Raw genomic sequence first — 22,575 nt, 5'->3', positions numbered from 1 at the left:
GCCAACGTGCACCTGGACGCGGTCGAGCATCGCGCGCAGGACGGCACCGAGTCGCTGGTGTTCATGCATGCGGTCAAGGACGGCCCCGCCGACCGCAGCTTCGGCCTGCAGGTGGCCGCGCTCGCGGGCCTGCCGAAGACCGTGGTGCGCCAGGCGCGCGCGCGGCTGGCCGAACTCGAGGCGCAGAACCGCGATGCGCCGTCGATGCCGATGACCGCGCAGGCGCTGGACGCGCCGCAGCAGATCGGCCTGTTCTCGCCGTCGTCGGCCGCGCTCGAGGCGCTTGCCGCGCTCGACCCCGACGAGCTCACCCCGAAGCAGGCCCTCGAAGCCCTCTACCGCCTCAAGGCCCTGTCGTAGGAGCGGCGGCAGCCGCTCCTACGTCGCGTCGATGTCGCCGAGGGCGCGGATGAGGCGGCGGGCGCGCTTGTCGGGCTTGTGATCGGGCGCCTGGTAGCCGGCGCGTTCGGCGGCGCGTTGCGCACGCAGTTCCGCGCGCCGTGCGCGCGATTCGTCGCTTTCCGAATAAAGCGTCTGCGCCACGCTGGCCGGGCCGCGCGTGTCGCTCAGGGCGAGCACGGTCGCCTCGAAGATCTCGCCCGCGCGCTCCACGCGCAGGGCCTCGCCGCCGCGCAGCGAACGGGCCGGCTTGGCGCGTTGCCCATCCACCTCGACCTTGCCGGTCTGGATCGCGTGCCGCGCCAGGCTGCGGGTCTTGTAGAAGCGCGCCGCCCACAGCCACAGGTCGAGGCGGACGGTGTCGTGCTGTTCGGAGGAATACGGGGTCATGTCGGAAACGCAAACGGCCGCCCTGGGGCGGCCGTCGCGGATTGCCTGCTGCGCGAGCTTACTCGGCGGCAGCAGCGGCGGCGGCGGCCGCCTCGGCCTTGGCCTTGGCGTTGCCGGCCAGGTCTTCCTTGATGCGCGCCTTGCGGCCTTCCAGGCCACGCAGGTAGTACAGCTTGCCCGCGCGCACCGCACCGCGGCGCTTGACCTGCACCGAGTCGATGGCCGCGCTGTGGGTCTGGAATACGCGCTCCACGCCGTAGCCGTGCGAGATCTTGCGCACCGTGAACGACGAGTTGAGGCCGGCGTTCTTCTTGCCGATGACCACGCCTTCATAGGCCTGGACGCGTTCGCGGTTGCCTTCCTTGACCTTGACGTTGACGACGACGGTGTCGCCCGGGCCGAAGGTGGGCAGCTCGCGCTGGACCTGTTCGGTTTCGAAGTTCTGCAGCAGCGTGTGGAGCGAGGGCTTGTTCATTGGTGTTTGCCTGTTGGTGTGCCCTGGATGTTCCGGGGCTGTTGTAAGCGCGAGTGCACGTGGACCCGCGTCTTGGCTTCGGTACCGCTGGGTGGAGCTAAGCCGCGAATTATAGCGGGGTTTTCCCCCCGCTGTCACCGGCTCCGGCCGCCTGGTCGAGGAACTCCTCGAGCAGGGCCCGGTCGGTCCGGGACAGGGCCTCGGGGTCGACCAGGTCCGGGCGCCGCAGCCAGGTCCGGCCCAGGGCCTGCTGCCGCCGCCAGCGGGCAATGGCCGCATGGTTGCCCGACAGCAGCACCTCCGGGACCTTGCCCAGGGCATGCTCGACCGGCCTGGTGTAGTGCGGGCAGTCGAGCAGGCGCTGGCCGTCAGGGCCGGACTCGAAACTGTCCTGGGCCGCCGACTCCGCGTCGTTCAGGGCGCCCTCCTGCAGCCGCGCCACGGCGTCCACCAGCACCGCCGCCGGCAGCTCTCCGCCGGACAGAACGTAGTCGCCGATGGAGATCTCCTCGTCGACCTCGGCCGCGACCAGGCGCTCGTCGATGCCTTCGTAGCGACCGCACAGCAGGACCAGGCGCTCGCGCCCGGCCAGGGCACGCACCCGCGCCTGGTCCAGGCGCCGCCCCTGCGGGCTGAGGTAGACCACGTGCGCCGGCACCGGGTCGGCAGCGCGCACCGCGGCCAGGCAGGCGCGCAGCGGGTCGACCATCATCACCATGCCGGGGCCGCCGCCGAACGGCCGGTCGTCGACCCGGCGGTAGCTGCCCTCGGCGTGGTCGCGCGGATTCCAACCGTGCACCGACAACAGCCCGCGTTCGACCGCGCGCCCGACCACGCCATGGCCGGCCATCTGCTCGACGAACTCGGGAAACAGGCTGACGACGTCGATGCGCATCAGAAGTCCGGGTCCCAGTCGACGACGACCAGGCCGGCATCGAAGTCCACCGAACGGATGTAGTCGGGTTGCAGGAACGGGATCATGCGTTCGCGCTCGCCCTGCACCACCAGCACGTCGTTGGCGCCGGTGGAGAACAGGTGCGAGACGGCGCCGAGGGCGACGCCTTCCACGGTGGCCACGCGCAGGCCCTCCAGGTCGACCCAGTAGTACTCGTCGGCGCCGGGCGGCGGCAACGCCGAGCGCGGCACCCACACTTCGGTGCCGCGCATCGCGTCGGCGGCATCGCGGTCCTCGACGCCGGGAAGCGTGGCGACGATGCCCTTGGCGGTCTCGCGCCCGCGTGCGCCCTCGAGCTCGCGCTCGGCGCCCTGCGGGGTGCGCAGGATCCATGGCTGGTAGCGGAAGATGCCGCGCGCCGGATCGGTGAAGGACTCGAGCTTGAGTTCGCCACGCACGCCGAAGGCGCCGTGGATCCGGCCCAGGAGCACGCGCTTCGGCGAAGCGGTCTCCTGCGCGGACGGCGCCTTCATCGTGGATGTATCCAGGAAAAGCGGGGGAACACGGGCCGCGCAGCGCGCGGCCCCGGGGGTCAGGCCGCGGCGGCGGCCTTGCTCGCCTTGTACAGGTCGGCGACCTTGTCGCTCATCTGCGCGCCATGGCCCAGCCAGTGCTCGATGCGCGCGGCATCGAGCTCGACGCGCTTCTCGGCGCCCGAGGCGACCGGGTTGAAGTAACCGACGCGCTCGATGTTGCGGCCGTCGCGGGCGCTGCGGCTGTCGGTGACGATGATGTGGTAGAAGGGGCGCTTCTTGGCGCCGCCACGGGTAAGGCGGATCTTGACCATGGTGCTCTCGGTGTTGCCCAGCTGCCGGGATGGCAGGGTAAGCCGGCAATTTTAACCCATTGCCGGGGCGTCTTGCACTCAACCGGCGATCGCCACCCCGAACAGCCGTCCGACCAGTGCGGTGAAACCCATGGCCAGCGCGCTCCAGGCCACGACCCGGGCGGCTCCGCGCCAGGCCGGGGCGCCTCCGACCACTGCCGCCAGGCCGCCCAGGACCGCCAGGCAGGCCAGCGAGAATCCGGTGACCCAGCCGCCTGCTCCGGACTGCGGCGCGATCATGACGACCACGATCGGCAGCAGCGCACCCGTCGCGAACGCAGCCGCCGAGGCGAGCGCCGCCTGCAGGGGGCGCGCACGCAGGTTCTCGGTGATGCCCAGCTCGTCGCGCGCGTGCGCGCCGAGCGCATCGTGCGCGGCCAACTGCGTGGCGACCTGCTCGGCCAGCGCCGGCTCGAGGCCGCGCTCCACATAGATGCCCACCAGCTCGCGGTGCTCGCCCTCGGGGAATTCGCGCAGTTCGCGCCGCTCCTTGGCCAGGTCGGCGTGCTCGGCATCGGACTGCGAGCTGACCGACACGTATTCGCCGGCAGCCATGGACATCGCCCCGCCCACCAGGCCGGCCATGCCCGCTAGCAGCAACTGCCCGTGCGCCGCGCCCGCAGCCGCCATGCCCACGACCAGGCTCGCGGTAGAAACGATGCCGTCGTTCGCGCCCAGCACCGCGGCCCGCAACCATCCGGCGTGGCCGCCGCGGTGCCGCTCGGGCGGGTGCTGGCCGCGGCGCATCAGCGGAACGGCATCCCGCCGCCCATCATGCCCTGCATGCCGCGCATCAGGCCCTTCATGCCCCCGCGGCCCATCTTCGCCATCATCTTTTCCATCTGCTGGTACTGCTTCAGCAGCTTGTTGACGTCCGCGGGGGTCAGGCCCGAGCCGGCCGCGATACGCTTGCGCCGGGAGCCGTTCAGCAGTGCCGGGTTGCGACGCTCCTTCTTCGTCATCGAGTTGATGATCGCCACCATCCGCGGCACTTCCCTGCCGGTGACCTGGGCCTTGACCGCGTCCGGGATCTGGCCGACGCCGGGCAGCTTGTCCATCAGCCCGGCCAGGCCGCCCATGTTCTGCATCTGCTCGAGCTGGTCCTTCATGTCGTTGAGGTCGAAGCGCTTGCCCTTGGCCACTTTCTCGGCCAGCTTCTGCGCCTTGTCCCTGTCGACCTGCTGCTCGACCTGCTCGACCAGCGACAGCACGTCGCCCATGTCGAGGATGCGGCTGGCGACGCGGTCGGGATGGAACACGTCCAGCCCGTCGGTCTTTTCGCCGGTGCCGATGAACTTGATCGGCTTGCCGGTGATGTAGCGGACGCTCAGCGCGGCGCCGCCGCGGGCGTCGCCGTCGGTCTTGGTCAGGACCACGCCGGTCAGCGGCAGCGCTTCGCCGAAGTGCTTCGCGGTGGTGGCTGCGTCCTGGCCGGTCATCGAGTCGACCACGAACAGGGTCTCGACCGGCGACACCGCCGCGTGCAACGCCTTGATCTCCGCCATCATCGCGTCGTCGATGCTGGTGCGGCCGGCGGTGTCGACGATCAGCACGTCGATGAAGGACTTGCGTGCGTCGGCAATCGCAGCGCGCACGATGGCCTCGGGCTTCTGCGAGACGTCCGACGGGAAGAACTGCACCCCGACCTGCGCGGCGAGCGTCTTCAGCTGTTCGATCGCGGCCGGGCGGTACACGTCGGCACTGACCACCATGACCTTCTTCTTGCGCCGCTCCTTCAGGTGCCGCGCGAGCTTGGCCGCCGTGGTGGTCTTGCCCGCGCCCTGCAGGCCGGCCATCAGCACCACCGCCGGCGCCGGCACGTTGAGGTCCAGCTCGCTGGCCGATGCGCCCATCACCAGGGTCAGCTCGTCGCGCACGACCTTGATCAGGGCCTGGCCCGGGGTCAGCGACTTCAGCACTTCCTGGCCGATCGCACGCACCTTGATGCGCTGGATCAGGGCCTGGACCACGGGCAGAGCGACGTCGGCCTCGAGCAGCGCGATCCGCACCTCGCGCAGGGCTTCGGTGATGTTGGATTCGGTTAGCCGGCCACGGCCGCGGACGCGCTCGATGGTGCCGGACAGGCGCTGGGTCAGGGATTCGAACATGGGGGTCCGACAGGAGAAAACGGCCGTCGATTATAGCCGGCCGCTTCCACCGGCCCCGCTTCATGCGACACTTTGCCGATGACAATGGTTCTCATCGCCCAGGCGGCCTATCTCGTCGCAACCGTGCTGCTGGTGGTGGACCTGCGGCGCGACTCGCGCGAAGGATGGACCTGGCTCGCCGTCGCCGGCGTTGCCGTGTTGCTGCATGCCGGCGTGCACCTGCTGGCCTGGCGCAACAGCGGCGGCGCCGACATGCATTTCTTCGCAGCGCTGTCCCTCGTCGGCCTGGGCATGGCCGCGCTCACCAGCGTGGTCGGTGCGGGCGGGCGCATGGCTGCCCTGGGCGTGGTCGGATATCCGGTCGCCGCGGCGACGCTGGCTGGCTACGCCGGGTATGGCCACCACGTGGTCGAAGTGCTCGACTGGCGCCTGCAGCTGCATGCGTGGTGCGCGTTGCTGGCTTACGCCACCCTGGCCGTCGCCGCGCTGCTGGCGGTAATGCTGTGGTTGCAGGATCGCGCGTTGCGCCGCCACCAGTTCGGCCGCTGGCGCTTCGCCCTGCCCCCGCTGACCGAACTGGAATCGCTGCTGTTCCGCACCGTCGCCGTGGGTTTCGCCCTGCTCACCGCGACGCTGCTGACCGGCGTGCTGTTCGTCGAAGACCTGCTGGCCCAGCACCTGGTCCACAAGACGGTGCTCAGCGTGCTGTCCTGGCTGGTGTTCGGAGGCCTACTGCTGGGGCGCTGGCTGCGCGGCTGGCGCGGGCGCACCGCCGCCGGCTGGACCTTGGTGGCCATGGCCCTGCTGGTGCTGGCCTTCTTCGGCAGCAAGTTCGTCCTGGAGCTGGTCCTGCACCGCTAGGAGACGCTAGACGATCGCGTCGATCGCGTCGGCGAGCTTCTCTGCCGCGACGATCTCCAGCCCCTTGAAGCTGCCGCCCTTGGGCACGTTGGCGCGTGGCACGATCGCGCGCTTGAAGCCGTGGGTCGCGGCTTCCTTCAGGCGTTCCTCGCCATTGGGCACCGGACGGATCTCGCCTGACAGCCCGACCTCGCCGAACGCAATGGTCTTGTCCGGCAGCGGCCGGTCGCGCAGCGACGACAGCACGGCCAGCAGCACCGGCAGGTCGGCCGCCGTCTCCTGCAGTCGGATGCCGCCGACCACGTTGACGAACACGTCCTGGTCGGACACGCCGATGCCCCCGTGTCGGTGCAGCACCGCCAGCAGCATGGCCAGCCGGTTCTGCTCCAGGCCGACTGCGACGCGGCGCGGGTTCGACAGCGGCGACGCGTCGACGAGGGCCTGCACCTCGACCAGCAGGGGGCGGGTGCCTTCGCGCGTGACCATCACGCAACTGCCGGGCTGCCGCAGGCTGCCGCCGGAGAGGAAGATCGCCGACGGATTGGGCACTTCCTTCAGGCCCTGCTCGCCCATGGCGAACACGCCCAGTTCGTTGACCGCGCCGAAACGGTTCTTGAACGCGCGCAGCACGCGGAAGCGCGAGCCCGATTCGCCCTCGAAATACAGCACCGCATCGACCATGTGCTCGAGCACGCGCGGGCCGGCGATGCCGCCTTCCTTGGTGACGTGGCCGACCAGGAAAACCGCGGTCCCGGTCTCCTTGGCATAACGCACCAGGCGCGCGGCCGACTCGCGCACCTGGCTCACCGAGCCGGGTGCCGCGGTCAGCGACTCGGTCCACAGCGTCTGCACCGAGTCGGCGACGATCATGCGCGGGCGCATCGCCGCGGCGTGCTCGAGGATGCGCTCGATGCCGGTTTCGGCCAGCGCATGCACGCCGTCGACAGGCAGTCCCAGGCGCGACGCGCGCCCGGCGACCTGTGCCAGCGATTCCTCGCCGGTCACGTACAGGCCGGGCAAGGTCGCCGCCATCTTGGCCACCGCCTGCAGCAGCAGGGTCGACTTGCCGATGCCAGGATCGCCGCCGACCAGCACCACTGCGCCCTCGACCAGGCCGCCGCCCAGCACCCGGTCGAACTCGCCGATGCCGGTGGATACGCGCGCGTCTTCCTGATGCCGCACCTCACCCAGCGGCGTCACCTTCGGCGCATCGACCTTGCCGGCCCAGCTCGCGCGGCGCGAAGCCGGCGACTTCTGTGCGGCCGCCGACTCCAGCACGATCTCCGACAGCGTGTTCCAGGCGCCGCATTCGGCGCATTGGCCCTGCCACTTGTTGTGTTCGCCGCCGCACTCGCCGCAGACGTACGCAACCTTCGCCTTGACCGCCTTGCCCGCTGTCTTCATCGCCACACTTTATCGCGCGGCCGTCGCATCCGGGGAGACGGCGGGCGCCGGCTCGACCCGCACCCACTCCCGGTACATCTCGTACAGCGTGCTCAGCAGGGTGATGGCGGCAGCGACGCCGAACCAGGGGCGCGCGACCTCGTCCGCGCCAGCGGCCACGAAGATCGCGAACGGCTCGCGGTCGAGCAGCGTCACCAGCGGCGCGGCGTGGGCGAGCAACATCAGGCCGAGGCCGACATGGGCGACCAGGCTGAGCTGGCGGTTCCAGCGCTTCCATCCGTCCTGCACCCCGACCACCAGGTAGTTGGCGACGACCAGTACGAACCAGCCGATGGTGGCCGTGCGCTGCCAGCTGTCGAGGAACTCCGGCGTCTGCAGCAGGCCTCCGGCGACGCCCCTGCCGAACGTCGCCGCGTCCCAGTACGCCTGCGGCGACAGGTACAACGCGAGCGGGAACACCACCGTTCCGGCGGCGGCGAGCAGCGCGGGCCAGCGACCGCCGTGGGCAGGCTTGTCCTGCGTGCGCGGGCGCCAGCCGAACTTGCCTGCAGGCTGGCGCCGCCGGGCCCAGCCGATCATCGCGAACACCACGAACATGATGCCGATCCAGTGCATGGCTTCCAGCCACTGCATTTCCGCCTGCCCGTCGTTGTGCACCGCTAGCGCCAGGATGCCGACCACGGTCCAGATCGCGAAGTTGTGGTTGTCCTCCGGCTCGATTAGCGGATTGCGCGGGTGGTAACGGGTAGCGACCTGTACCGGCCGCCCGAAATCGGCGAGCAGTTCCATCGCCAGCGCGCGGTCGGCCGGCCTGCCGGCCGCCGCTGCCCTCGCCCCGAGCTCCTCATGCAGCAGCGCACGCAGCTCCATCGCGACGTCGTTGCGCTTGTCGCGCGGCAGGTAGCGCGCGACATCGCGCACATAGGATTCGATCACATCGTTCGCGTTCATCGTTCGTCCCCCAGGAATCCTTCGACGGCTTCGACCTGGGCGCGCCAGGCATCGGCAAGTTCGGCCAGGGCGCGCTTGCCCTCGGCGTTGAGGCGGTAATAGCGGCGCGGCGGCGCCGTGCCGGTGTCCCACTCGCTGGCCAGCAGGCCCTGCGCCTCCAGCCGGCGCAGCAGCGGATACAGGGTTCCCTCCTCCACCGGCATGCCGCCGTCGGCCAGGGCCTGGCGCAACGAATAGCCGTACTGGCGGTGGCGCAGCTGGCTGAGCACGGCCAGCACCAGCACCCCGCGGCGCAGCTCGACCTGCCCTATATCACTGTTTTTGCTGGGTCCGTGGCTGGTTGCCATGCCCCTCTCCGGCTACTGTTTCGCAAACAGTACATAGCGCCGCATACCATGTCAAGCACAGTAGCCAGATAAGGACCAGATCAAAAAAAACGCCCCGTGCAAGGCTGCACGGGGCGCGATATTCCAGAACGGAACCTGGTGCCGGAAATAGGAATCGAACCTACGACCTACGCATTACGAATGCGCCGCTCTACCAACTGAGCTATTCCGGCGAAGCGGCCAATTCTAGCGGCTTGCGGGCTGGTCCACCAGACGCGCACACCGGTTCATCTAGCCTCCCGGCCATGGACTGGATCGATCTGCTGCAATGGCCGGCCATGACCGTGACCCTGTTCGCCGCGTGGCTGGTGGGCTCGAAACAGAAGCGGCGCCGGGAACTGGGCTTCTGGTGGTTCGTCGCCAGCAACATCCTCTGGGTGGGCTGGGGCTGGCACGACCAGGCTTGGGCACTGATCGCCCTGCAGGCGGGCCTGTTCGCCATGAACCTGCGCGGCGCGCGCAAGAACGATACGGATTGAGGCTCAGTCGACCAGTTGCAGCCGCAACTCCCGCGGCAGCGCGAACACCATGTCCTCGGGCTCGCCGTCGAGTTCGCGCACCGAGACGGCCCCGAGCTGCTGCAGGCGCTCGATCACGCCGCGCACCAGCACCTCCGGCGCCGAGGCGCCGGCGGTGACGCCGATGTGCTGGCGGCCGGCGATCCAGCGCGGGTCGATCTCGACCGCGCCGTCGATCAGGTAGGCCTCGACGCCCTCGCGCTGGGCCAGTTCGCGCAGGCGGTTGGAGTTGGAGCTGTTGGGCGAACCGACCACCAGCACCAGGTCGCATTGCCGCGACAGCTCGCGCACGGCGTCCTGGCGGTTCTGGGTGGCGTAGCAGATGTCGTCGTTGCGCGGCCCCTGGATCTGCGGGAACCGCTCCTTCAGCGCCTGGATGATGCCGCGGGTGTCGTCGACCGAGAGCGTGGTCTGGGTGGTGTAGCCGAGGTTGTCGGGCTGCGCGACCCGCAGCGCGGCGACGTCCTCCAGGTTCTCGACCAGGTAGATCTCGCCCGCCCCGGGCTCGCGGCGCCACTGCCCCATCGTGCCCTCGACCTCCGGATGGCCGGCGTGGCCGACCAGGACCATGTCGCGGCCGGCGCGGCATTGGCGCGCGACCTCGAGGTGGACCTTGGTCACCAGCGGGCAGGTGGCGTCGAACACTTTCAGGCCGCGGCGGTCGGCTTCGGCGCGCACCGCCTGCGACACGCCGTGCGCGCTGAAGATCACGGTGGCGCCGTCGGGCACTTCATGCAGTTCCTCGACGAACACCGCGCCACGGTGCTTGAGCTCGTCGACCACGTAGCGGTTGTGGACCACTTCGTGGCGCACGTAGATCGGCGCGCCGAGGCTGTCGAGGGCGCGCTTGACGATCTCGATCGCGCGGTCGACACCGGCGCAGAAACCGCGGGGGTTGGCGAGGACGATGTCCATGGGGGCATTGTAGCCCTAGGCAGGCTTCGGCTTGCGCTCCAGCAGGCCGAACAGGACGATGCCGATGGCGCCGCCGACGATCGCCGCGTCGGCGATGTTGAAGGCCGGCCAGTAATGGTCGCGCCAGTGCCACTGGATGAAGTCCACGACGTGGCCGTGCTGCAGCCGATCGATGACATTGCCGACGGCCCCACCGATCACCAGCGCGAACGGCAGCGCCGTGCGCCAGTCGCCGCGCGGGGTGCGCGACAGCCACCACCCCAGCACCGAACAGATCACCACCGCCAGCCCGGCGAACAGGAATTGCTGCCAACCGCCTGCGTCGCTCAGGAAGCTGAATGCCGCGCCGGTGTTGTAGGTGCGATACCAGTTCCAGAACCCGTCGATGACCGGGATCGCCTGGAATTCCGGCAGGCTGCGCAATACCCACAGCTTACTCAGCTGGTCAAGCACCAGCACCACGGCCGACAGGCCGAGCCAGGGCAGTGCGTTGGGCTTCACCGCGGCCATCAGAACCACCTCCGGGTTTCGCCCGGACCTTCGACGTTCGACACGCAGCGCGAGCAGATCTCCGGATGCGCCGCGTCCGCCCCCACGTCCGCACGCCGTTGCCAGCAGCGCACGCACTTCGGCTTGGCGGTAGGAGCGGCGGAAGCCGCGATCCCCCTGCCTGCATCGGCATCGGCATCGGCATCGACCACGACCACGTCACCGCTGATCAGCAGGAACCGCAACTCGTCCACGAACGGCGCCAGCCACTTGCGGTCGTCCGCGTTGCAGGCCAGCGTGATCTCCGCATCCAGGGCAGCGCCGATCTCGCCGGCCGCGCGCATCGGCTCGAGCACCTTGGCCACGTCCTCGCGCAGGTCGAGCAGGCGCTCGAAACCGGCCGCCGACAGCGGCGCATCGGCCGGCAGCGGCGCCAGCCCGTCGTACCAGGTCGAGAACAATACGTTGCCTTCGCGCGACCCGCCGGCCTGCGCGGGCAGGTAGCCCCACATCTCGTCGGCGGTGAACGACAGGATCGGCGCGATCCAGCGCACCATCGCCTCGGCGACGTGGTACATCGCGGTCTGCGCGCTGCGCCGGCCCTGCGAATCCTCCTGCATCGTGTACAGGCGGTCCTTGGTCACGTCCAGGTACAGCGAACCGAGGTCGACGCTGCAGAAATTGGCCAGCGCCTGCACGATCGAAGCGAAGTCGTAGGCCTCGTAGTCGGCCTTGACCGCTTCCTGCAGTTCATGCGCACGGTGCACGATCCAGCGGTCCAGCGCGACCATGTCCTGCGGCGCCACCGCATGCTTCGAGGGATCGAAGCCGTGCAGGTTGCCGAGCAGGAAGCGCGCGGTGTTGCGGATGCGGCGGTAGTTGTCGGCCGTGCGCTTCAGGATCTCCTGCGACAGCGACATCTCGTTGCGGAAATCGGTGGACAGGATCCACAGGCGCAGGATGTCCGCGCCCAGGGTCTTGATGATCTCCTGCGGCTCGATGCCGTTGCCCAGCGACTTCGACATCTTGCGGCCCTGCGCGTCCACGGTAAAGCCGTGGGTCAGGCAGGCGCGATACGGTGCCGCGCCGTCCATGGCCACGCCGGTGAGCAGCGAGGACTGGAACCAGCCGCGATGCTGGTCCGAACCTTCCAGGTACAGGTCCGCCGGCTTGTGCAGCGCGTCCTGCGGCCGACGCTCAAGCACGCAGGCGTGGCTGGTGCCGGAGTCGAACCAGACGTCGAGGATGTCGGTGACCTTCTCGTAGCGCGACGCGTCGTCGCCGATCAGGGTGGCGGGGTCGAGCGAGTACCAGGCATCGACGCCTTCGCGCTCGATCAGGTCGGCGACCTTGCGCATCAGCGCCGGGGTGTCCGGGTGCGGCTCGCCGGTTTCGCGGTCGTACAACAGCGCGATCGGCACGCCCCAGGTGCGCTGGCGGCTGATGGTCCAGTCCGGCCGGCCTTCGACCATGTTGGCGATGCGCGCCTTGCCCCACTCCGGCACCCACTGCACGCCGTCGATCGCGGCCAGCGCGTCACGGCGAAGGCCCGCCTGGTCCATGGCGATGAACCATTGCGGCGTGGCGCGGAACGCGACCGGCGTGCGGTGGCGCCAGCAATGCGGATAGCTGTGGCGGATGTCCTCGTGCGCCAGCAGCGCACCGTTGCCGCGCAGCAGCTCGACGAGGATCGCGTTCGCCTTCCAGATGTGGTTGCCGGCGAGCACCACGTCGCCCGCCGGCGGCGTCGACGGCAGGTACACGCCGCGGCCGTCCACGGGATTGAGTTCGGCGGCGCCGTACTTCTCCACCAGCCCGTACTTCTGTCCGACCGCGAAGTCGTCTTGGCCGTGACCGGGCGCGGTGTGCACCAGGCCGGTGCCGTCCTCGGCCGACACATGGTCGCCCAGTATCAGCGGGATATCGCGCGACGCATAGAACGGATGGGCGAGCACCGCGCCTTCCAGCGCGGCGCCCTGCACCGGCTGGCCGAGCACGGTGGTGGTGTCGACGCCATAGCGTTGCAGCGCACGCGCGGCCAAGGCCTCGGCCAACACCAGCAGGCGACGCCGGCCGTCGGCGGTGCGCGGACCTTCCACCAGCACGTACGCGAGCTCGGGTCCGATGCTGATCGCCAGGCTTGCCGGCAGCGTCCACGGCGTGGTGGTCCAGATCGGCGCGGCGACCACGGTGTCGTCATCGATCCCGACGCCGAACCGCGCCGCCAGCGCCTTCGCGTCGCGCGCCGCGTAGGCCACGTCGATCGCCGGCGACTGCTTGTCGTGGTATTCGATCTCCGCTTCGGCCAGCGCCGAGCCGCAGTCGAAGCACCAGTACACCGGCTTCACCCCGCGTGCGAGATGGCCGCGCTCGACGATGCGCGCCAGCGAGCGCAGGATGTCTGCCTCGTAGGCCAGGTCCATCGTGCGATAGGGATTCTCCCAGTCGGCGACCACGCCCAGCCGCTTGAAATCCTTGCGCTGCAGGTCGATCTGTTCCGTGGCGTATTCGCGGCACTTGGCCCGGAACTGCGCGGCATCGAGTTTGTCGCCGACCTTGCCGAACTTCTTCTCCACGACGAGCTCGATCGGCAGGCCGTGGCAATCCCAGCCCGGTACGAACGGTGCGTCGTAGCCGGCCATCAGCCGCGACTTGACCACCGCGTCCTTGAGCACCTTGTTGACCGCATGGCCCAGGTGGATCGCGCCGTTGGCGTACGGCGGGCCGTCGTGGAAGACCCACTGCGGGCGACCCTTCGCCTGCTCGCGGATCCGTGCGTACAGCCCTTCCGATTCCCAGCGCGCGAGCGCCAGCGGTTCGCGCTTCGGCAGGTCGCCGCGCATCGGGAAATCGGTGGCCGGCAGGTGGATCGTGGCCTTGTAGCGGTTGGTGTCCTGTTCGCTCACGCGTAGGCCCTTGTCCTTGTAGCGGTATCGTTGCGGAGGATGTCGCGCGCCTGGCGCGCGTCGAGGTGCATCTGCGCGACCAGGGCCGGCAGGTCGTCGAACTTCAGTTCATCGCGCAGGCGCGCGACGAACTCGACTTCGATGCGGCGCCCGTACAGGTCGCCCTCGAAGTCGAACAGGTGCGCTTCGAGCAGCGGTTCGTTGCTGCCCTGCACCGTCGGCCGGGTGCCGAAGCTCGACACCGACGGCCACGGCTCCGGGCCGACGCCATGCACGCGCGTGGCGAACACGCCGGACAGCGCGGGCACCTTGCCGCCGAAACGCAGGTTCGCGGTGGGGAAGCCGAGGCTGCGCCCGAGCTGCGCGCCGCGCACGACGTGTCCGCCGATCGCATACGGGCGCCCGAGCAGGCGCGTGGCGGTGGCGAAGTCGCCGTCGCGCAGCGCCGCGCGGATGCGCGTGCTGGAAACGCGCTCGCCGTCGAGCAGGACCGGCTCGATCTCGCCCGCCTCGAATCCGTGCTGCCTGCCCTGCCGCTGCAGCGTCACCAGGTCGCCGCCGCGCTGGCGGCCGAAACGGAATCCCGGGCCGACCCAGACCTCGCGCACGCGCAGGCGTTCGACCAGCAGGTCGTGGACGAAACTTTCCGCGCTCGTCGCCGCCATGCGCGCGTTGAAGCGCAGCAGGCCGACCACGTCGGCACCCAGTTCCCACAGCCCGAGCACGCGGGCACGCGGCAGCAGCAAGCGCGGCGGTACCGGCCTGGCAAAGAACTCGCGCGGCAGCGGCTCGAAGCTCAGCGCGGTCATCGGCACGCCCAGCGCGCGGGCGCGCGCGGCGGCGTGGCGCAGCAGCGCCTGGTGGCCCAGGTGCAGGCCATCGAAGGCACCGATGCAGGCCACGCTGCCCTGCGGGCACGTCGGCCCGCCTTGGAAGTCGCGGAACAGGCGGTTCATGGATGCCTGAAGTATAGCGGCGCGCTGCGCCGGCCCGCGCTCAATGCCGGCTCAATGGCGCAGGTCACGCAGGCGAATGCCCTGGATCCACAATAGCGACGCATAGGCCGCCGCGCCCGCTCCCACGACCACCAGCAGCCGCCACAACCGTTCCCACCAGGGCCACGTCGTCCAGTCCTGCCACAGCCCGAGCATCGCGACGACCACCGCGCCCATGGCCGCCGTGGCGACCAGCAGCTGGCGCAGGAAGCGTCCCCACCCGGGCTGCACCGTGTACACCGCCGCGCGCCGCAGGTACCACCACAGCTGCAGCGCGTTGAGCCATCCGGCCAGGCCGATAGCGAGCGCCAGGCAGGCGTGCGCGCCGGGCACGCGGCCCAGCGCCTCGAGCATGTCGCCATCGGTGGCGGCCATCGCCGCCTGGCCCGCATCGGTGAACAGCAGCAGTGCCGACATCAGCAGCACCGTGAACAGCAGGTTGCCGATCACCGCCACAAGGGCGGCCTTTACCGGCGTGCGCGTGTCCTGGCGCGAGTAGAACGCCGGCGCCAGCACCTTCACCAGCAGGAACGCGGGCACCGCGGTGGCCTGGGCGACGAGGCTCAGCCGGGTCATGGCGGTGTCGCTGGCGACGAAGGCGCCATGCTGGAACAGCGCCGCGACCAGCGGCTCGGCGCACAGGATCAGGCCCAGTGCGGCGGGGATGCCGATCAGCAGGCACAGCCGGAAACCCCAGTCGAGCGCCCTCGAAAAGCCGTCCGGATCGGTCGAGGCGTGGCGTCCCGACAGGTGCGGCAGGATCACGGTGCCCACCGCGACGCCGAACATCCCCAGCGGGAATTCCAGCAACCGGTCCGAGTAGTACAGCCAGGTCACGCTGCCGCCGATCAGGAACGAAGCGACGATGGTGTTGAGCAGCAGGTTCACCTGGGTGACCGAGGCGCCGAACAGGGTCGGCACCATGAGCTTCATGATCCTGCGCACGCCGGGGTCGGCGAATCCCGGGCGTGGGCGCGGCAGCAACCCGAGCCTGGCCAGCGACGGCAATTGCACCGCCAGCTGCAGCACGCCGGCAGCCAGCACGCCCCAGGCCAGGGCCATCACCGGCTCGTCCATGAACGGCGCCAGCGCCAGCGCGGCGGCGATCATCGCCAGGTTCATCAGCACCGGGCTGAGCGCGGGCACGGCGAACCGGCCCCAGGTGTTCAGGATGCCGCCGGCCAGCGCCGCCAGCGAAATGAACAGCGCGTACGGGAAGGTGATCCGCAACATGGTCGCGGCGAGGTCGCCCTGCGGCGTGCCGGCCCCGAATCCCGGGGCGAACAGGGGCATGATCCAGGGCGCGGCCAGCACCGCCAGCCCGGTGACCACCATCAGCGCCGCCAGCAGCGTGCCGGCGACCCGGTCGACCAGGGCCTTGACCGCGGCGTGGTCGCCGCGGGCCTTGTATTCGGCCAGGACCGGGACGAAGGCCATCGAGAACGAGCCTTCGGCCGAGAGCCGGCGCATGAAATTCGGGATCCGGAAGGCGACCACGAAGGCGTCCATGGCCGGGCTGGCCCCGAACACGGCCGCATAGACCTGGTCCCGGACCAGGCCGGTGATCCGGGACAGGAAGGTGACCGAGCTGAACACTGCGGTCGAGCGCAACAGGCCTGGCTTGCGATCCATGCTCATATCTTGACGCAAGTCCATGAATCGCCCATACTTTCCTGTCTGCCCGGGCCGAAACCCGTGGCCGCCCAGACCCCAACACCCTTCAACACACCAAGTTTCCAGGATTCCCAGTGGCCAACATCAAGTCGTCCAAGAAGCGCGCCAAGCAGGCCGTCGTGCGCAATGCCCGCAACGCCGCCCAGCGTTCGATGCTGCGCACCGCCGTCAAGAAGGTGCTCAAGGCGATCGACGCCAACGACGCCGCCGGCGCCAAGGCCGCGTTCGACGTCGCCCAGCCGATCCTCGACCGCTTCAGCGCGCGTGGCCTGATCCACCGCAACAAGGCCGCCCGCCACAAGAGCCGCCTGACCGCGCGCATCAAGGCGCTGCAGGCCGCGTAAGCAGCCGCCTGGGCAACCAGGCACGCGCCGCACGCGAAAAACCCGGCACAGGCCGGGTTTTTTGTTGCCTGTCACGCCGGCCGCCACGCGTCGTCTTGCGCGGCTTCGGCCTGCTCTTCGCGCAGCCGGTCGAAGAACGCCTGCACGTCGAGCATGATGGGCCAGGTGCCTTCGCGCGAGATCGCCGATACCAGGTACCAGGGCCCGGTCCAGCCGAGCTCGGCGACCACCGCCCCGGCGGCGGCGCGCGCCTCGTCCTCGAACATCAGGTCGGCCTTGTTGAGGACCAGCCAGCGCGGCTTTTCCAGCAGCTCCGGATCGTGGCGGCCGAGCTCGCGCTCGATCGCACGCACCTGCTCGACCGCGGTCACCCCTTCCACCCCGCCTTCCATCGGCGCGATGTCCACCAGGTGCAGCAGCAGCCGGGTGCGCTGGAGGTGGCGCAGGAATTGCGCGCCCAGGCCGGCGCCTTCGGCCGCGCCCTCGATCAGGCCGGGGATGTCGGCGATGACGAAGCTGCGGTGGGGCTCGACGCTGACCACGCCCAGGTTCGGGTACAGGGTGGTGAACGGATAGTCCGCGACCTTCGGCGTCGCCGCCGAGACCGCGCGGATGAAGGTGCTCTTGCCGGCGTTGGGGAAGCCGAGCAGGCCGACGTCGGCCAGCAGCTTCAGCTCGAGCTTGAGCACGCGCTGCTCGCCTTCCTCGCCCGGCGTCGACTGCCGCGGCGAACGGTTGGTCGAGCTCTTGAAGTGCATGTTGCCCAGCCCGCCCTTGCCGCCGCGCGCCACCAGCAGGCGCTCGCCGTGGCGGGTCAGGTCGCCGATCACCTCGTCGGTGTCGACGTTGACCACCACCGTGCCCACCGGAACGGTGATGACCTTGTCCTCGCCGCCCTTGCCGTACATCTGGCTGCCCATGCCGTTTTCGCCGCGCTGAGCCTTGAACTGGCGCTGGTGGCGGAAGTCGACCAGGGTGTTGAGGTTCTCGTCGGCCAGCAGCCAGACGTCCCCGCCCTTGCCGCCGTCGCCGCCGTCCGGCCCGCCCAGCGGGATGAACTTCTCGCGCCGGAAGCCCACGCAGCCGTTGCCGCCGTTGCCGGCAGTGACGGTGATTTCAGCTTCGTCGACCAACTTCATAGGGCGGGAATGAGGGGAATGGGGAATGAGGGGAATGGGCAGTGTAAGGGAGCGTGCGGACACAAGGGATCAACCATTCCCTTCATTCCCTTTACTCCCCTCATTCCCGGCTTCACAAACAAGAAACCCCGCCGAAGCGGGGCTCCTCACGGCGCAGTGGCCACCACCATCAGGCGGCAGGCACGACGCTCACGGTGCGGCGCTTCTTCGCACCCTTGATCGAGAAGTCGACGGTGCCGTCGACCAGCGCGAACAGGGTGTGGTCGCGGCCGAGGCCGACGCCCGGACCCGGGTGGAACTGGGTGCCGCGCTGGCGAACGATGATGTTGCCGGCCTCGATGGCCTGGCCGCCGTACATCTTCACGCCGAGGTACTTCGGGTTGGAGTCGCGGCCGTTGCGCGAGGAACCTACGCCCTTTTTATGTGCCATGGCTGCTTCTCCTTACTTCTTCGAACCGGATCCGGAGATCCCGGTGATCTGGATTTCGGTGTAATGCTGCCGGTGGCCCATCTGCTTGCGATGGTGCTTGCGGCGGCGGAACTTGACGATGCGGACCTTGTCGGCGCGGCCGTGGCCGACGACCTTGGCGGTGACGCTGGCGCCCTTGAGCGCGTCGCCGACCTTGATGCCGTCGCTGTCGCCGAGCATGAGCACGTTGTCGAACGTGATCTCCTTGCCGGCCTCGTGCTCGCCGAGCAGCTCGACGCGGAGCGTCTCGCCTTCCATCACGCGGTATTGCTTACCGCCGGTGACCAGTACTGCGTACATGATTGCGTTTCCTGATTTCGGGCCCGTCGGGCCATGGATCTTCTGTAGTTCTTCTTTGCTGCCGCGGCATCGAGGCCGGACAGAAGCGGAATTGTAGGGGTTTCAGGCGGTTACGGTCAACTGCCCCCCCTACCCGGGCCCAGGGAGGCCGGCCCTACATGAATCGTGCCCGTCGCAGGGTCTGCGACGGCCCCGGGGCACACTGGAGGACACCCCGGTTTGCCCCCAGATCGGAGGCTCGTTACGCTCCCTTGTTGGCTTCCGGTCCCGCCGGCGCCCACCCCCACCCGCAGCCCGAGGCCAGTTCCCCCATGGCGATGGACACCATCCGCATCCGCGGCGCACGGACGCACAACCTCAAGAACATCGATCTCGAGTTGCCGCGCGACAAGCTGATCGTGATCACGGGGCTGTCCGGGTCGGGCAAGTCCTCGCTAGCCTTCGACACCATCTATGCCGAGGGCCAGCGCCGCTACGTCGAATCGCTCTCGTCCTACGCCCGGCAGTTCCTGAGCGTGATGGAGAAGCCTGACGTCGACCACATCGAGGGCCTGTCGCCGGCGATCTCCATCGAGCAGAAGTCGACCTCGCACAACCCGCGATCGACGGTGGGCACGATCACCGAGATCTACGACTACCTGCGCCTGCTGTACGCGCGGGTCGGCATCCCGCGCTGCCCGGACCACGGCTACCCGCTGGAGGCGCAGACGGTCAGCCAGATGGTCGACCAGGTGCTGGCGATGCACAAGGACCCGGCGAAGGCCGAGCAGCGCTGGATGCTGCTGGCACCGGTGATCCGCGAGCGCAAGGGCGAGCACGTGCAGGTGTTCGAGCAGCTGCGCGCCCAGGGCTTCGTGCGCGTGCGCGTGGACGGCGAGCCGCACGAGATCGACGCGGTGCCGCCGCTGGCCCTGCGCCAGAAGCACACGATCGAGGCGGTGATCGACCGCTTCAAGGTGCGCGAGGACCTGCAGCAGCGCCTGAGCGAAAGCTTCGAGACCGCGCTCAAGCTGGGCGACGGCATGGCCATCGTGCAGTCGCTCGACGACGCCGCGGCGCCGCCGATGCTGTTCTCGTCCAAGTACAGCTGCCCGGTGTGCGACTACTCGCTGCCGGAACTCGAGCCGCGCCTGTTCTCCTTCAACGCGCCGATGGGCGCCTGCCCGTCCTGCGACGGCCTGGGCGTATCGGAGTTCTTCGATCCGTCGCGCGTGGTCGTGCACCCGGAGCTGTCGCTGGCCGCCGGCGCCGTGCGCGGCTGGGACCGCCGCAACGCCTACTACTTCCAGCTCATCGCCTCGCTGGCCAGGCACTACGCCTTCAGCGTCGACCTGCCCTGGCAGGACCTGGACGAGTACGTGCAGGAGGCGATCCTCTACGGCAGCAAGGGCGAGCTGATCAACTTCACCTACCTCACCGACGGCGGCGGGCGCAGCCAGCGCCGGCACAAGTTCGAGGGCATCATTCCCAACCTCGAGCGCCGCTACCGCGAGACCGAATCGGCAGCGGTGCGCGAGGAACTGTCCAAGTACATCAGCGAACAGCCGTGCACCGAGTGCGGCGGCGCACGCCTGAACCGCAGCGCTCGTAACGTGTTCGTCGGCGAGACCCCGCTGCATTCGGTGGTGGTGCTGCCGATCGACGAGGCGCTGGCGTTCTTCGGCAAGCTCGAGCTGCCCGGCTGGCGCGGCGAGGTCGCGGCCAAGATCGTCAAGGAGATCCGCGAGCGGCTCACCTTCCTGGTCGATGTCGGCCTGGATTACCTGACCCTGGAGCGCAAGGCCGACACCCTGTCGGGCGGCGAAGCCCAGCGCATCCGCCTGGCCTCGCAGATCGGTGCCGGCCTGGTCGGGGTGATGTACGTGCTCGACGAGCCGTCCATCGGCCTGCACCAGCGCGACAACGAACGCCTGCTCGGCACCCTCACCCGCCTGCGCGACCTCGGCAACACGGTGATCGTGGTCGAGCACGACGAGGACGCGATCCGCCTGGCCGACCACATCGTCGACATCGGCCCGGGCGCGGGCGTGCACGGCGGCGAGGTGGTCGCCCAGGGCAGCTACGAACAGGTGCTCAAGTCGCCGCGTTCGGTGACCGGCCAGTTCCTGTCCGGCAAGCGCAGGATCGAGGTGCCCGCCCGCCGCCATCGCGCCGACCCGAAGTTCATGCTGCGGATCGAAGGCGCCAGCGGCAACAACCTCAAGAGCGTCGACCTGTCGATCCCGGCCGGGCTGTTCACCGCGATCACCGGCGTGTCCGGTTCGGGCAAGTCGACCCTGATCAACGACACGCTCTACGCGCTGGCCGCCAACGAGATCAACGGCGCCTCGCACAAGCCCGCACCGTACCGCTCGGTGGAAGGCCTCGACCTGTTCGACAAGGTCGTGGACATCGACCAGTCGCCGATCGGGCGTACGCCGCGCAGCAACCCGGCCACCTACACCGGGCTGTTCACGCCGCTGCGCGAGCTGTTCGCCCAGGTGCCAGAGGCGCGTGCGCGCGGCTACGCGCCCGGCCGCTTCAGCTTCAACGTACGCGGCGGCCGCTGCGAAGCCTGCCAGGGCGACGGCCTGATCAAGGTCGAGATGCACTTCCTGCCGGACGTGTACGTGCCCTGCGACGTCTGCCAGGGCAAGCGCTACAACCGCGAGACGCTGGAGATCCTGTACAAGGGCCACAGCATCCACGATGTGCTGGAGATGACGATCGAGGATGCGCTCAAGCTGTTCGAACCGGTGCCGTCGATCGCGCGCAAGCTCGAAACGCTGGTCGACGTCGGGCTGAGCTACGTCAAGCTCGGGCAGAGCGCAACCACGCTGTCCGGCGGCGAGGCGCAGCGCGTCAAGCTGTCGAAGGAGCTGTCGCGCCGCGACACCGGGCGCACGCTGTACATCCTCGACGAGCCGACCACGGGCCTCCACTTCCACGACATCGAGCACCTGCTGGCGGTCCTGCACAAGCTCCGCGACGACGGCAACACCATCGTGGTGATCGAACACAACCTGGACGTGATCAAGACCGCCGACTGGATCGTCGACCTCGGCCCGGAAGGCGGCCATCGCGGCGGCATGATCATCGCCGAAGGCACGCCCGAGCAGCTGGCGAAGATGGAGCAGTCCTACACCGGCCAGTTCCTCGCCCGCACGCTGGGCGTGGAAACGGGCAAGAAGAAAAGGAAATCCGCCGCATGAACGACCCGGTTCCCGTGCTCTACCGCCACCCGGTCACGCCGCGCTGGCGCGACCTGGACGCGTTCGACCACGTCAACAATTCCAACTTCCTCACCTACCTCGAGGAAGCACGCATCCGCTGGTTCATGGGACTGGACAAGCCGTGGGTGACCGACGCGATCGCGCCATTGCTGGCGGCAGTGCAGATCAACTACAAGGCGCCGATCCCGTATCCGTCGGAAATCGTGGTCGAACTGTTCGCCGAGCGCGTGGGCAATACGAGCGTGACCATCGGCCACCGCGTGGTGTCGGCCGACGACAAGGTGCTGCATGCCGACGGCCACGTGGTGATGGTCTGGATCGACCGGGCCAGCGGCAAGCCGGTCCCGTTGCCCGAAGCGGTGCGGGAAGTCGCATCCGGCTGAGGACCGTCGTCGGCGCCGTCAGGGCGCAGTCGAACGCAACTCGAATTCGCCCGTCAGCGTGCGTCCGTCCTCCAGCGCGAACGCGATCGACACCTTGTCGCCCAGTTGCAAGGGCGCTTTCGGATTCACCAGCATCAGGTGCAGGCCGCCGGGCTCCATGCCGACCGTCGCGCCCGCGGGCAATTCCAGTGCCGGCGTGACGCGCATGCGGCTGACGCCGTCCTCGATCCTGGTCACGTGGATGCTGGTGTCGGCGAAGGCGTCGGTGCTTGCCGCGACGATCGTGACCGCCGTATCGCAGGGATTCTCCAGCGTCGCGTAGCCGGCCATGACCGGCAGGTTCGCCGGCGGCTTGCGGATCCAGCCGTCGCTGGCGACGGGCATGCACGCTTCCGAAGCGACCGCCGGCAGGGCGGCTGCCATCAGGAGCAGGAGCAGGACAAGGCGGTTCATGCGCATAATTGTAAACCCCACGG

At 69.2% G+C, this 22,575-nt stretch carries 23 protein-coding genes, 1 tRNA gene and 2 pseudogenes; 6 read left to right on the top strand and 20 right to left on the bottom strand.

Going from position 1 to position 22,575, the window contains the following annotated elements:
* Positions 1–360 (top strand): annotated as a pseudogene (locus QAA18_RS00590) (DNA mismatch repair protein MutS); the annotation flags it as partial.
* Between the two features lie 18 nt (positions 361–378).
* Here the strand turns inward: QAA18_RS00590 and QAA18_RS00585 are convergent.
* From QAA18_RS00585 to ffh, 7 genes are all read right to left on the bottom strand, one after another.
* Positions 379–789: an RNA-binding S4 domain-containing protein gene (locus tag QAA18_RS00585; protein ID WP_279410202.1), complete on the bottom strand. Its 411-nt coding sequence runs from the start codon at positions 787–789 to the stop codon at positions 379–381.
* A 58-nt stretch (positions 790–847) separates the two neighbouring features.
* Positions 848–1,264, bottom strand: coding sequence for a 50S ribosomal protein L19 (gene rplS, locus QAA18_RS00580; RefSeq protein WP_279410201.1), 417 nt, complete (start codon positions 1,262–1,264; stop codon positions 848–850).
* A gap of 109 nt (positions 1,265–1,373) precedes the next feature.
* Positions 1,374–2,159 carry a tRNA (guanosine(37)-N1)-methyltransferase TrmD gene (gene trmD, locus QAA18_RS00575; protein WP_279410199.1) on the bottom strand — a complete coding sequence of 262 codons (786 nt, stop codon included), beginning with the start codon at positions 2,157–2,159 and terminating at the stop codon, positions 1,374–1,376.
* Positions 2,159–2,692: a ribosome maturation factor RimM gene (gene rimM, locus QAA18_RS00570; protein WP_279410198.1), complete on the bottom strand. Its 534-nt coding sequence runs from the start codon at positions 2,690–2,692 to the stop codon at positions 2,159–2,161. Before rimM ends, trmD begins: the two co-directional genes overlap by 1 nt.
* A 59-nt stretch (positions 2,693–2,751) precedes the next feature.
* Positions 2,752–3,006 (bottom strand): 30S ribosomal protein S16, encoded by a 255-nt coding sequence (gene rpsP, locus QAA18_RS00565; protein WP_279410197.1) that lies wholly within the window; start codon positions 3,004–3,006, stop codon positions 2,752–2,754.
* Between the two features lie 78 nt (positions 3,007–3,084).
* Positions 3,085–3,792, bottom strand: coding sequence for a VIT family protein (locus QAA18_RS00560; protein ID WP_279410196.1), 708 nt, complete (start codon positions 3,790–3,792; stop codon positions 3,085–3,087).
* Positions 3,792–5,153 carry a signal recognition particle protein gene (gene ffh, locus QAA18_RS00555; protein WP_279410194.1) on the bottom strand — a complete coding sequence of 454 codons (1,362 nt, stop codon included), beginning with the start codon at positions 5,151–5,153 and terminating at the stop codon, positions 3,792–3,794. Before ffh ends, QAA18_RS00560 begins: the two co-directional genes overlap by 1 nt.
* Before the next feature lie 78 nt (positions 5,154–5,231).
* On the opposite strand from ffh, the gene ccsA reads away from it, so the two are divergent.
* The gene (gene ccsA, locus QAA18_RS00550) at positions 5,232–6,014 is read left to right on the top strand and encodes a cytochrome c biogenesis protein CcsA (protein ID WP_279410192.1); all 783 of its coding nucleotides are present in this window, start codon (positions 5,232–5,234) and stop codon (positions 6,012–6,014) included.
* Between the two features lie 6 nt (positions 6,015–6,020).
* Here the strand turns inward: ccsA and radA are convergent, their stop codons facing one another.
* The 4 genes from radA to QAA18_RS00530 form a co-directional block, all read right to left on the bottom strand.
* Positions 6,021–7,418 (bottom strand): DNA repair protein RadA, encoded by a 1,398-nt coding sequence (gene radA / locus QAA18_RS00545; RefSeq protein WP_279410191.1) that lies wholly within the window; start codon positions 7,416–7,418, stop codon positions 6,021–6,023.
* A 9-nt stretch (positions 7,419–7,427) separates the two neighbouring features.
* Complete coding sequence (locus tag QAA18_RS00540; protein ID WP_279410189.1) at positions 7,428–8,369, bottom strand: hypothetical protein; 942 nt, start codon at positions 8,367–8,369, stop codon at positions 7,428–7,430.
* Entirely contained in the window at positions 8,366–8,716 is a 351-nt protein-coding gene (locus tag QAA18_RS00535) for a PadR family transcriptional regulator (RefSeq protein WP_279410188.1), read from the bottom strand. Before QAA18_RS00535 ends, QAA18_RS00540 begins: the two co-directional genes overlap by 4 nt.
* Before the next feature lie 136 nt (positions 8,717–8,852).
* Positions 8,853–8,928: transfer RNA gene (locus QAA18_RS00530), tRNA-Thr, on the bottom strand.
* Between the two features lie 72 nt (positions 8,929–9,000).
* Here QAA18_RS00530 and QAA18_RS00525 point away from each other — a divergent pair.
* Positions 9,001–9,234: a hypothetical protein gene (locus QAA18_RS00525; RefSeq protein WP_279410186.1), complete on the top strand. Its 234-nt coding sequence runs from the start codon at positions 9,001–9,003 to the stop codon at positions 9,232–9,234.
* A 3-nt stretch (positions 9,235–9,237) separates the two neighbouring features.
* Here QAA18_RS00525 and ispH read toward each other — a convergent pair whose 3' ends face one another.
* Genes ispH through murJ form a run of 5 tightly spaced genes read right to left on the bottom strand, consistent with a single transcriptional unit; the run spans position 9,238 to position 16,210 of the window.
* On the bottom strand, positions 9,238–10,188 hold the full coding sequence (ispH, locus tag QAA18_RS00520) for a 4-hydroxy-3-methylbut-2-enyl diphosphate reductase (RefSeq protein WP_279410185.1): 951 nt from the start codon (positions 10,186–10,188) through the stop codon (positions 9,238–9,240).
* A 15-nt stretch (positions 10,189–10,203) separates the two neighbouring features.
* Positions 10,204–10,698: a signal peptidase II gene (gene lspA / locus QAA18_RS00515; RefSeq protein WP_279410184.1), complete on the bottom strand. Its 495-nt coding sequence runs from the start codon at positions 10,696–10,698 to the stop codon at positions 10,204–10,206.
* A complete protein-coding gene (gene ileS, locus QAA18_RS00510; RefSeq protein ID WP_279410211.1) occupies positions 10,698–13,520 on the bottom strand; it encodes an isoleucine--tRNA ligase in 2,823 nt (940 codons plus the stop codon). Before ileS ends, lspA begins: the two co-directional genes overlap by 1 nt.
* A gap of 59 nt (positions 13,521–13,579) precedes the next feature.
* Positions 13,580–14,539, bottom strand: a complete 960-nt coding sequence (locus QAA18_RS00505; RefSeq protein WP_279410182.1) for a bifunctional riboflavin kinase/FAD synthetase — start codon at positions 14,537–14,539, stop codon at positions 13,580–13,582.
* A 51-nt stretch (positions 14,540–14,590) separates the two neighbouring features.
* A complete protein-coding gene (gene murJ, locus QAA18_RS00500) occupies positions 14,591–16,210 on the bottom strand; it encodes a murein biosynthesis integral membrane protein MurJ (RefSeq protein WP_279410180.1) in 1,620 nt (539 codons plus the stop codon).
* 116 nt (positions 16,211–16,326) lie between these two features.
* Here murJ and rpsT point away from each other — a divergent pair, with 116 nt between their 5' ends.
* On the top strand, positions 16,327–16,596 hold the full coding sequence (gene rpsT, locus QAA18_RS00495; protein ID WP_279410178.1) for a 30S ribosomal protein S20: 270 nt from the start codon (positions 16,327–16,329) through the stop codon (positions 16,594–16,596).
* A gap of 71 nt (positions 16,597–16,667) precedes the next feature.
* Here the strand turns inward: rpsT and obgE are convergent, their stop codons facing one another.
* From obgE to rplU, 3 genes are all read right to left on the bottom strand, one after another.
* A complete protein-coding gene (gene obgE, locus QAA18_RS00490) occupies positions 16,668–17,735 on the bottom strand; it encodes a GTPase ObgE (RefSeq protein WP_279410177.1) in 1,068 nt (355 codons plus the stop codon).
* Positions 17,736–17,904: 169 nt separating this feature from the next.
* Positions 17,905–18,165 carry a 50S ribosomal protein L27 gene (gene rpmA, locus QAA18_RS00485; RefSeq protein ID WP_279410176.1) on the bottom strand — a complete coding sequence of 87 codons (261 nt, stop codon included), beginning with the start codon at positions 18,163–18,165 and terminating at the stop codon, positions 17,905–17,907.
* Positions 18,166–18,177: 12 nt separating this feature from the next.
* Positions 18,178–18,504, bottom strand: a complete 327-nt coding sequence (gene rplU, locus QAA18_RS00480; protein WP_279410174.1) for a 50S ribosomal protein L21 — start codon at positions 18,502–18,504, stop codon at positions 18,178–18,180.
* 311 nt (positions 18,505–18,815) lie between these two features.
* On the opposite strand from rplU, the pseudogene uvrA reads away from it, so the two are divergent.
* Together uvrA and QAA18_RS00470 are read left to right on the top strand one after the other, a co-directional pair.
* Positions 18,816–21,845, top strand: a pseudogene (gene uvrA, locus QAA18_RS00475) (excinuclease ABC subunit UvrA).
* Positions 21,749–22,099 (top strand): thioesterase family protein, encoded by a 351-nt coding sequence (locus QAA18_RS00470; RefSeq protein ID WP_343226727.1) that lies wholly within the window; start codon positions 21,749–21,751, stop codon positions 22,097–22,099. The pseudogene uvrA and the gene QAA18_RS00470 overlap by 97 nt, the downstream one beginning before the upstream one ends.
* An 18-nt stretch (positions 22,100–22,117) precedes the next feature.
* Here QAA18_RS00470 and QAA18_RS00465 read toward each other — a convergent pair whose 3' ends face one another.
* On the bottom strand, positions 22,118–22,552 hold the full coding sequence (locus QAA18_RS00465) for a copper chaperone PCu(A)C (RefSeq protein WP_279410171.1): 435 nt from the start codon (positions 22,550–22,552) through the stop codon (positions 22,118–22,120).
* Positions 22,553–22,575 lie beyond the last annotated feature (23 nt).

This window comes from Luteimonas sp. 8-5 (genome assembly GCF_029763755.1).
Lineage (GTDB): Bacteria > Pseudomonadota > Gammaproteobacteria > Xanthomonadales > Xanthomonadaceae > Cognatiluteimonas.
Note: the sequence above shows the minus strand (reverse complement) of the source record. Positions and strands in the feature narration are given on the sequence as shown.